6 protein-coding genes are annotated in these 9,477 nt (G+C 43.4%); all 6 read left to right on the top strand.

Going from position 1 to position 9,477, the window contains the following annotated elements:
- Positions 1-523 precede the first annotated feature (523 nt).
- The 6 genes from PSE7429_RS23890 to PSE7429_RS23885 all read left to right on the top strand — a co-directional run bounded on the left by PSE7429_RS23890 (position 524) and on the right by PSE7429_RS23885 (position 9,237).
- Entirely contained in the window at positions 524-3,490 is a 2,967-nt protein-coding gene (locus tag PSE7429_RS23890; protein WP_009629012.1) for an ATP-binding protein, read from the top strand.
- 572 nt (positions 3,491-4,062) lie between these two features.
- Positions 4,063-4,659, top strand: coding sequence for a GerMN domain-containing protein (locus PSE7429_RS19260; RefSeq protein WP_009629011.1), 597 nt, complete (start codon positions 4,063-4,065; stop codon positions 4,657-4,659).
- A gap of 100 nt (positions 4,660-4,759) precedes the next feature.
- Positions 4,760-6,325, top strand: coding sequence for a glycoside hydrolase family 3 N-terminal domain-containing protein (locus PSE7429_RS19255; protein ID WP_009629010.1), 1,566 nt, complete (start codon positions 4,760-4,762; stop codon positions 6,323-6,325).
- Between the two features lie 6 nt (positions 6,326-6,331).
- On the top strand, positions 6,332-6,979 hold the full coding sequence (locus PSE7429_RS19250) for a methyltransferase domain-containing protein (protein WP_009629009.1): 648 nt from the start codon (positions 6,332-6,334) through the stop codon (positions 6,977-6,979).
- A 294-nt stretch (positions 6,980-7,273) separates the two neighbouring features.
- Positions 7,274-8,749, top strand: coding sequence for a D-alanyl-D-alanine carboxypeptidase/D-alanyl-D-alanine endopeptidase (gene dacB / locus PSE7429_RS19245; RefSeq protein ID WP_040689617.1), 1,476 nt, complete (start codon positions 7,274-7,276; stop codon positions 8,747-8,749).
- Complete coding sequence (locus tag PSE7429_RS23885) at positions 8,746-9,237, top strand: hypothetical protein (RefSeq protein WP_009629007.1); 492 nt, start codon at positions 8,746-8,748, stop codon at positions 9,235-9,237. The genes dacB and PSE7429_RS23885 overlap by 4 nt, the downstream gene beginning before the upstream one ends.
- The last annotated feature ends 240 nt before the right edge of the window (positions 9,238-9,477 follow it).

Genomic DNA, 9,477 nt, shown 5'->3' with positions numbered 1-9,477 from the left:
GCCGCCACTCACCTTTTTGCTATGTGAGAAAAATTTGGGCATCGACTGCGCTGAGCGATCGGCATACGATCGCTCAGCGCAGTCGATGCTTCTCACAATTTATTTGGGATTGCGATAGAACCTAAAAGATGAGTGGTAACGCTTTGGGTTACCACTCATCTTTTAGGCTTAAATCATTGAACTTAATTGAAATAGAATTTCTATAAATTAAATAGGTATTTCAGCATAAGTATTCCAGTATTAAGTATTCCAGTATTAAGTATTCCAGTATAAGTACCTCAGCATAATTAAAATCTAGATATAAAACCTGCGGCGCACGCTGTGCGTGCGCCGCAGGTTTTAGGGCTTTATATTCAATTAAGCCCACTTACTTAATAAATGTATGACTTAGTAATATCTATTACTAAGTGAAGCACTGTAAAATGTTTATCATGTGAGAAATTTCTATTGTTGCAAAATTACATTTATATGGATTTATGCCGATCTCAATCTTAAAAATGACATAACTTTTAAAGACTTTTGTATGTCTCTAGGTAATAATGTGGAAATTTGCTTCGGAGAAGCTTTAGATAGCCTTACTGAACTTTCTTGGCAATTGCATGAATCCATTAATTTAGTGGAAATGTCAAATATTGCTGTTCGGAAAACTAGGGATATCTTGGGATGTGATCGCGTATTAATCTATCAATTCTTGCCACAGGAGGATGGTGCAATCATTGCTGAGTCTGTGGACTTAGCTTGGTCATCAATTCTTGAAAATTTTGGAAAAGGGGGAAGTGTAACTAGCGATCGCCTTATCTGGCGCAAACATGTAGAAGCCCATCTCAATGGAGCCTTTAGCACCATTGAAGATACTGAAGATAATCAGGCTCTAAGGTCAGAGCCTGATTATGCCGACTGGTTATCGAAGATGCAGGTGAGGGCTAACTTGGTCATGCCCATCACGACTAGATCGCCATCATCCCCAAATTTATTTGGATTGCTCATCTTGCATCAATGCGATCGCCCAAGGTATTGGCAAACCCAAGAGATTAGCCTCGTCAAAAATATTGCTACTCAATTAGGAATGGCAATCCGCAATGCAGATATCTCGACGCGCAATCAAATTGAATCGGCTTTGCAAGAGAGCGAGGCGAGACAGCGGGCTATTCTTGAGGCAATACCAGATTTGTTGTTGCGGGTCAGTCGTGACGGTTCTTGTCTGGACAGTATGATTTCCCCTTCTATTGATGCGAATCAGTTTGTAGCGATCGGTCAGCACCTATCGGAATTATTATCACCCGAATGTCTAGAACGGCAGTTGCAAGCGATCGAAAGAGCGATCGCCACCAATCAACTGCAAGTCTATAGGCAGCAGTTGATTAAGTTTGGTAAACTTGCCTCCGAAGAAGTCCGCATCTCGGCAATTAATGATCACGAAGCCTTAGTGATTGTGAGAGATATTACATCGGAAGTAGATTCAGAACAACGATTAGAACAAATTTCCTATAATGTCCCAGGATTTATCTATCAATATCATCTGAGAACCGATGGTAGTTCCCATTTTCCCTATGCAAGTCATGGGATTCGCGATATCTACGATCTCTCATCCCAAGAGGTGAGTCAAGATGCCGCTAAGGTTTTTGATCGCCTCCATCCTGAAGATTTAGATTATGTCAGGCAGAGCATCATCAACTCCGCGCAAAATCTCACTGTGTGGGGATGTGAATATCGGGTGCGCTTCGATGATGGTCGGACAATCTGGGTAGCGGGAAATGCCACACCGCAAAGGGAACCCGATGGCAGCATTCTCTGGCATGGCTATATTAAGGAAATTACGCAACGCAAACAGGCTGAGATTGTCTTAAAAGAGGAACAGACAAAGTTACAGGAAGCCTATTCAGAGCAGAAAGCTCTATTTGCTGCCATGAAAGATGTGGTGCTAATCCGCAATTCAGAAGGTAAATGTCTTAAAATTGTACCTACTAGTGGTAATAACTTACTGGGAAATCCCGAAGAAATACTCAGGCAATCAATCTATGAAGAACTGCCTCCCTTAGTCGCTCAAACTATTGTCGATGCTATTCATCATTCCCTATCCACCCAGCAGATTATTAGTTTTGATTATCCCTTAGAGATGAATGGGAGAGATGTCTGGTTCTCTGCGATCATTTCTCCCATTGCTGAGGATAAGGTGATTCAGGTTGCAAGAGATATTACGGAACGGAAACAAGCGGAAATCACTCTGGCGGAAGCGAAGGAAGCTGCGGAAGCCCTGACGAGAGCCAAAAGTGACTTCCTTGCTAATATGAGCCATGAAATCCGTACTCCCATGAATGGGGTGATTGGCATGGCTGAATTGCTTGCGTCTACACCACTCACTGGAGATCAGCTCGATTACGTCCAAACAATTCAAGATAGCGGCAATATTCTGCTTGCTGTAATCAACGATATTCTTGATTTCTCTAAAATTGAAGCGGGAAAACTAGAATTAGAAGAGCGTCCTTTTTTGCTTAAGGATGCTGTGAAATCAGCTTTTAATATCTTGAGTACGGAAGCTGCTAACCAAGCAAATATACTAAAGTATGCGATCGCTACTGACGTTCCCGCTACGATCGTGGGTGACCAAGCGCGAGTGCATCAAATTTTGATTAACTTAATTGGTAATGCAATCAAGTTTACGCAAAAAGGTGAAGTTGAGCTATTGGTCAAATGCATCAGATCCCCGCAATCATCAAACCAAATACTAAACCAAATACTATTTTCGATCAAAGATACGGGTATTGGTATATCTAGCGATCGCCTGAGTCGATTATTTCAGCCCTTTTCCCAAGCCGATGCTTCAATTAGTCGTAAATATGGTGGTACTGGCTTGGGGCTGGCTATTTGCAAATATCTGGTCAAGTTTATGGGAGGGAAAATTTGGGTTGATAGTAAAGGCTCAATCGCAGGGGAACCCCCGATCGGCTGGCAATGCGCAACCACCTCAGCAACCTCAGGGGCAATTTTTTACTTTACGATTGATTTGCCGAATATAAATTCTGAGGCGATCGCTACGGCAAATATTGCTTTGGATGCTGCCAATCAAAATCTGAGTTGCATGGCCGAGCTATTTCCTCTCAAAATTCTCATTGTGGAAGATAACGAAGTAAATCAAAAAATAGCTTCTCTCTATTTAAAAAGATTTGGATATATTGCCGATATCGCAAATAATGGAGTGGAAGCCTTAGAAATGGTATATCAACAAAACTACGATCTTCTGTTTATGGATATGCAGATGCCTGAGATGGATGGATTAACGGCAACTAGGTTAATTCGACAGGATAGCAATATTCCTCTCCAACCGCAGATCGTTGCCATGACTGCTAATGTCATGGCAGAAGATATTCAAAATTGTTTGGCTGTCGGTATGAACGATCATATTGGCAAACCCATTCGCGTTGAGGAAATTGCCAGAACCCTTAACCGATTGCAAATCAAGAATCAGGTGGCGACAGCTATAAAATCCTAAAACCTGTAGCGCAGGCGCTACGGTTTTAGCCTCTGATTTTTATAGCTATAGTCCCTTGACTTAAGACAAAAAGAATTGACTGGCGGCGCGAAGCGCCGCCAGTCAATTCTTGGGGTTTATTTCCTATTTAGTTCATTTATGCCAATTCACACAAGTGTGACAACACTTGCGTGAATTACAGCAATTATCGATTAAACGAACCACAAGGAAATATTTGAAAGCGTTGCGAAGCAACGCTTTCAAATATTTCCTTGGTTTGGGTTTGAGCGCAAAGCGCTGTAAAAACTCAACCTAGTAAAGGTTTTTAAGTTAAGAAATGGCTACGCCATTTCTTAACTTGTGTATTACTTAATAAAGCGCAATGCTCTTCAAGGTAACTTATAAATTGCCACTATATTGCATTTTTTTGGCGTAAGTCCCTAAGCAGCGGAGGTTTGGGCGCGTGACGTTTCCCAAATCCCGATCGCCCCCGATCGCTTTTTATGGAGATATTTATGGAGATATAAGGAGCTAATCCCCGTTTGTTTGCGTCAAGAGTATGATGCAAATAGTCAAAGTCGAGGAGCGAAATCATGAAAATTCCAACTTTAAGTAAAAATACTTGGTTAGGTTTAGTAGCGGCGGCTGTTGTAGGTGGCTCTGGTGCGGCAATTTTGGTTAACTCTACTCTGAACAATCAACCAAATCCCCAATCATCTGCGCCAAGCTCCATCAATCAAGTCAGTCAGTCTCCGACTGCGACTCGAGCCGTTGATGGACAATTGGCAGTTTATTGGATTGAATCAAGCAAGAATAAGCTGGTTGCCGTACCGATCGCGGTTAAAGCCAAAAGTAATGACGAAGCGATCGTCTCCGTAATTAAAACCTTGATTTCCGAGAATCCACCCGAATCCAAGCTATACAGTGCTATTCCCGCCAACACCCAAGTATTGAGTGCAGTTACCAAAAATAAGGAAATTCGGATTAATTTTTCCAAAGACTTTACGAAAGGTGGCGGTTCGGCATCAATGCAAGGACGGATCATTCAGGTTTTATACACTGCGACTAGTCTAGAGCCTGATGCTAAGGTCTATTTGTCCGTTGAGGGTAAGCCCTTAAAATATATCGGTGGCGAAGGATTAGAGGTACCTCAACCAATGACAAGGAAAGATTTTGCGCTAGAGTTTTAAACCCTACCTTGTTAAAATCTTCCTTGTGAAGAGTGATCTTCTGGCTTTCTCCTGCGAAATACTACTTTTTAGTAAATCTAGTTAGTAAATCTAGTAAATTATGTCATCGATCGACTTGCCCGATATTGATAGCCTGAGCCTAATTGAGCAAGTTTCTCAAATGGTGGTGGTGCGTACCTGTGGAATGCTATACGACCACCAGATCCAGTACCCAGAATGGGAATTATCCAATGCCAAACTCCAAACTCTGATCGGAGAATATGGGGTGGGGGGAGTGATTTTGCTGGGTGGTAGCGCCCCCGAAGTCGCTCTGAGAACCCGCCAATTACAATCTATGGCAAAGATACCTTTGCTAATCGCCGCAGATATTGAAGAGGGGGTAGGACAGCGATTTAGTGGTGCAACATGGTTCCCACCCCCGATGGCTTTGCAGGCGGTGTCGATGAAATATGCCGAGGACATGGGGAAAATTACGGCGGAGGAGGCTTTGGCGATCGGGATTAACTGGATGCTCGCGCCAATTGTCGATGTTAACAATAATCCTGACAATCCTGTAATTAACGTACGTGCCTTTGGGATTACCGTGGGTGAGGTCATGGGGGCGACGAGAGGATTCATTTCTGGTGCAAAGCAATATCCTGTCTTGATCACAGCAAAGCACTTTCCAGGGCATGGGGACACTTCCGTAGATTCCCATTTACAGACCCCCGTGGTTCCTCATGATCGCCAGAGATTTGATAATGTCGAATTTCCGCCCTTTATCAATGCGATCGCGGCGGGAGTCGATGCAATTATGAGTGCCCATATTTTTGTCCCAGAATTGGATCCTCAAAATATTGCGACCCTGTCCCATCGGATTATCACGGGGATTTTACGCAATGAACTTGGCTTTGAGGGAATTATTACTACGGATGCTCTGATCATGTCAGGGGTGTCTAATTTAGGTAGCCCTGAGGAGATTGCCGTTAAAGCCGTCAAAGCGGGTGTAGATATATTACTTATGCCCGTCGATCCGATCGCTACAATTCACGCCATTTGTGCGGCGGTAGAAAATCAAGAAATCTCGCAAGCGCAAATTCGCGCTTCAGTCCAAAGGATTTGGAAAGCAAAACAAAAGATTGCTGGGACTCCGCAAAATCTGCAAAAACTTGGTAATCCTGAGCATCTAGATATTGCCGCTCAAATTGCAACCAAGTCCATTAATGTTTATTCCTCTATCTCCACCTTGGCATCAAATAGCGCTCAAGAGCGGTTAGATGCCAACTATCTCAATCTGATTGTTGTTGACGATCCCTTGACCTGTGAAGAATTCCTGCATAGGCGATCGCCTGCGGTACGATTGCCCAACCACAATGGCTATCAGCGCATTATTGCCGATGGATTGATGCTAGAAAATCTGAAATATGATCGATTCTCACAAGTATTTATCCAAATCTTTAGTCGCGGCAATCCATTCCGAGGGAATACAAATCTGCTTCAAAAAATTCAAAATCTAGTTAAGTTAATGCTCCTAGACAATAAATTGCAAGCAGTGGTGCTCTATGGGAGTCCCTATACCTTAGATGAGATTTTGCCCCTATTACCGATGCAGATGCCTTGGGGCTTTGCCTATAGTCAACAGCCAGAAGCCCAGATGGCTGTCTTGCAACAATTAGGGTTTGAATAAGCAGCTATGGCTACCTTGATGCGGTTTGTTTTCATGGCTGTGATTACCTGTTCGACCTTATTGGCTTGCAATGCTTTTTTTGTGAATAGTCCTCTATCTTCCCCCAACCAGCTAGAGACCGTTGCGCCTGCAACTGTTGCTAGTACTGTCACCAAGGAATCTGAGCCTGAGCGCCTTCCCGATGCTCCCTATCTACAAACACCGATGGCAGCAGTTCAGAAAATGCTCCAGATGGCAAATGTCAAAGAAACCGATGTTGTGTGTGATCTGGGCAGTGGCGATGGCAGAATTGCGATCGCTGCGGCTCAGATGTTTGGGGCTAAAGCGATCGGTATTGAGATTGATCCCGAACTAATCCGCGAATCTGATCGGGAATTAAAATTAGCGATCGCCAAAACACCGACAATTCGCGATCGGATTAAATTTATTCAACAAGATTTTTTTAAGGCAGATTTGCGGGATGTTACGGTGGTTACGCTATACCTTTTGCCAGAGGCAAATCTCCGCGTTCGTAATGAAATTTTATCCAAACTAAAAGCAGGGACAAAGGTGATTTCCTATGAATATGATTTGGGGGATTTACCTCCTAGTCAAATGGAAAAAATCAAAATAGGCGATCGAGAACAGACTATTTATTTATGGGTTTTAAGCTAATCAAACCTCCAAAGATGATTGGCGGCGCGAAGCGCCGCTAATCATCTTTGGAGGTTTAGTATAAGGGTTTTCAAGTTATAGCTGCCGCCAGTCTTGTTAGGACAAAATTAAAACCCAAAATAGTGTTGCCGCGCTCCGCGCGGCAACACTATTTTGGGTTTTATATCCTGATATTGACGGCAGCTATAAGAAATGGCAACGCCATTTCTTAACTTGGTATCAAACATCACGATAGAGGTTCTATTTATTTTTTGTGCTAGTCTGTTAGCTCTCTCAATTTCATTCTATTTCTTAATGAAAAACAGTCTATTTGCTGAGATTGCACTGATTTTATCTTCCTTAATCGTAGTAATTCCCGCTCAAGCTCAAAGCGATCGCCTATGTCCTGCACAGATGCAAAAAGAGGTAGAAAAAATTGCCCAATCCCCTAAATTAAATCACTCACGCATTGGTGTTTTTATCCAAACTAATGAGACTAAATCTCAAATATTGGCAAGTCTAGATAGCGATCGCTATTTTATACCTGCTTCCAATACCAAATTATTTGTGACAGCGACCGCTCTCAAAACTTTAGGGGCTGACTACCGCTTTGCGACTCGATTAATGTCGCACAATCTGCCTAATGATAGGGGGGAAATCGATAATGGACTGTGGTTAGTTGCTTCAGGTGATCCGAGTTTACAATCGGCGACAGGACTCAAATCCCTAGTCACGCAACTCAAAAATAAAGGAGTAAAGCAGATCAATGGCGGAATCTGGACTTTGACAGCCCGTAAGGGGGCAGAGATTGGCGATAATTGGGAATGGGGAGATTTACAGGAATATTATGGAGCGAAGGCTTCACCATTTACCATTAATGAAAATGCTCTCGATTGGGTAGTGAGTCCCTCTGCAATCGGTAAGCCTGCGATTTTTGCATGGGAAGAGCCCAACTTCGCAAACGACTGGCGGGTAGACAATCAATCAATCACTGTCGGAGCCGATGAGGTATCTACTTTACAAGTGATTCGTCCCTATGGTCAAAAAGTGGCGATCATCACAGGACAAGTACCCGAAAAATCTGAACCTGAGCTTGGCGGTGTGGCAATTCCCGATCCCGAAGCCAATCTGTTAGCCCTTTTACACCAAGAACTGATCGCGCAGGGCATTACCATTTCGCTAGACAGTAATAGTAACCACAATAGTAACCAAGCTCAAAAACTTCCCCCGATCCAAGATTTGGCGATCGCTTTGTCGCCGCCGCTTTCTGAATTAATCAGTATCACCAACAAAAATAGCAACAATCTTTACGCCGAACTCTTACTACGTGCTTTGGGCGATCGCTTCCATGAAGTCCTTCCCGATGACAGTGTATCGGGCGGTTTGCTCGCCGTTAACAAGTATTTACAATCGATCAATATCCCCCCTGATAACGCTCTATTAGTTGATGGCTCGGGGTTATCGCGTCGGAATTTGACCACCCCCAAAACGATCGTGCAGCTTTTACAAAGTATGGCTAGCGATCGCCATTTTCGTAGATCCTTAGCGATCGCTGGTGTTGATGGTAGTTTAACTAATCGATTTAAAAACACTGATGCACAGGGCTTAATTCAAGCCAAGACTGGGGGATTGACAGGAGCTGTTGCCCTATCTGGCTATGCTAGTCCGCCACACTATCGCGAAGTTATTTTCAGTATCATCATTAATAACAGCAATCTTCCGTCAAAGGAATTGAAGCAATACATTGATGCGATCGCCCTACTATTAACTCGCCTTGAAACCTGTGAATGAAAAACTGGTCGGCTCAAAATAAATTCCTATGCATAGCGGTTATAGCCTTAGCCCTAGTCAGTATCTCGGCAATTACAGTCATCGCCTTGTCTCCCCAGACCACATCTTCTCAGATAGACCCATCAGCCCAGTCCCAGCGGTGTTCAGCTATGACAGATAGCCTAAGTAAATCCGATAGTTTGCAATTTCATCCAATTAAGATTTTGGCTGAACCTTGGCGCGGCGAGCATCATGTTTATGCCATATTTGCCTTACCTCTGCAATATCAGAATATCTACCATCGCTCGCAATTGCTGGTTAAGGGCAACGATACCCCTTGGCAGATTACACCCACCGATGGGCGTAAATATGGTGTTGCCATTCCCCAAGGTCATTTTTTGGTAATCGGATTTTTTCGGACTCGCCTCGCCCTTTGGTACTGGGCAAATGGTCGCTTTGGTGATTTGCAACAACCCTGTAACTGGACGCTCCATCTATTTCCTAAGTAACGTCAGTTTGGGTTAAGCTGGCAAATTTTAAAAGCCCAAAATTAAAAGCCTTGCATAGCAAGGCTTTTAATTTTGGTTTTGAGAAAGGGTTTGCGTAGCAAACCCTTTCTCAAAACCCGTTTCAAATTATCCAAACTCACTTTAATTAAAACCTGTGGCTTCGACTTCGCTCAGCCAACGAGCTATATTCACTTAAGTCAGGACATCAAACCCAATAGAGAGTTGCGGCGCGAAGCGCCG

The organism is Pseudanabaena biceps PCC 7429, from assembly GCF_000332215.1.
Taxonomy (GTDB): Bacteria; Cyanobacteriota; Cyanobacteriia; order Pseudanabaenales; family Pseudanabaenaceae; genus Pseudanabaena; species Pseudanabaena biceps.
The sequence above is the reverse complement of the archived record's forward strand: the minus strand, read 5'-3'. Positions and strand labels throughout refer to the sequence as shown.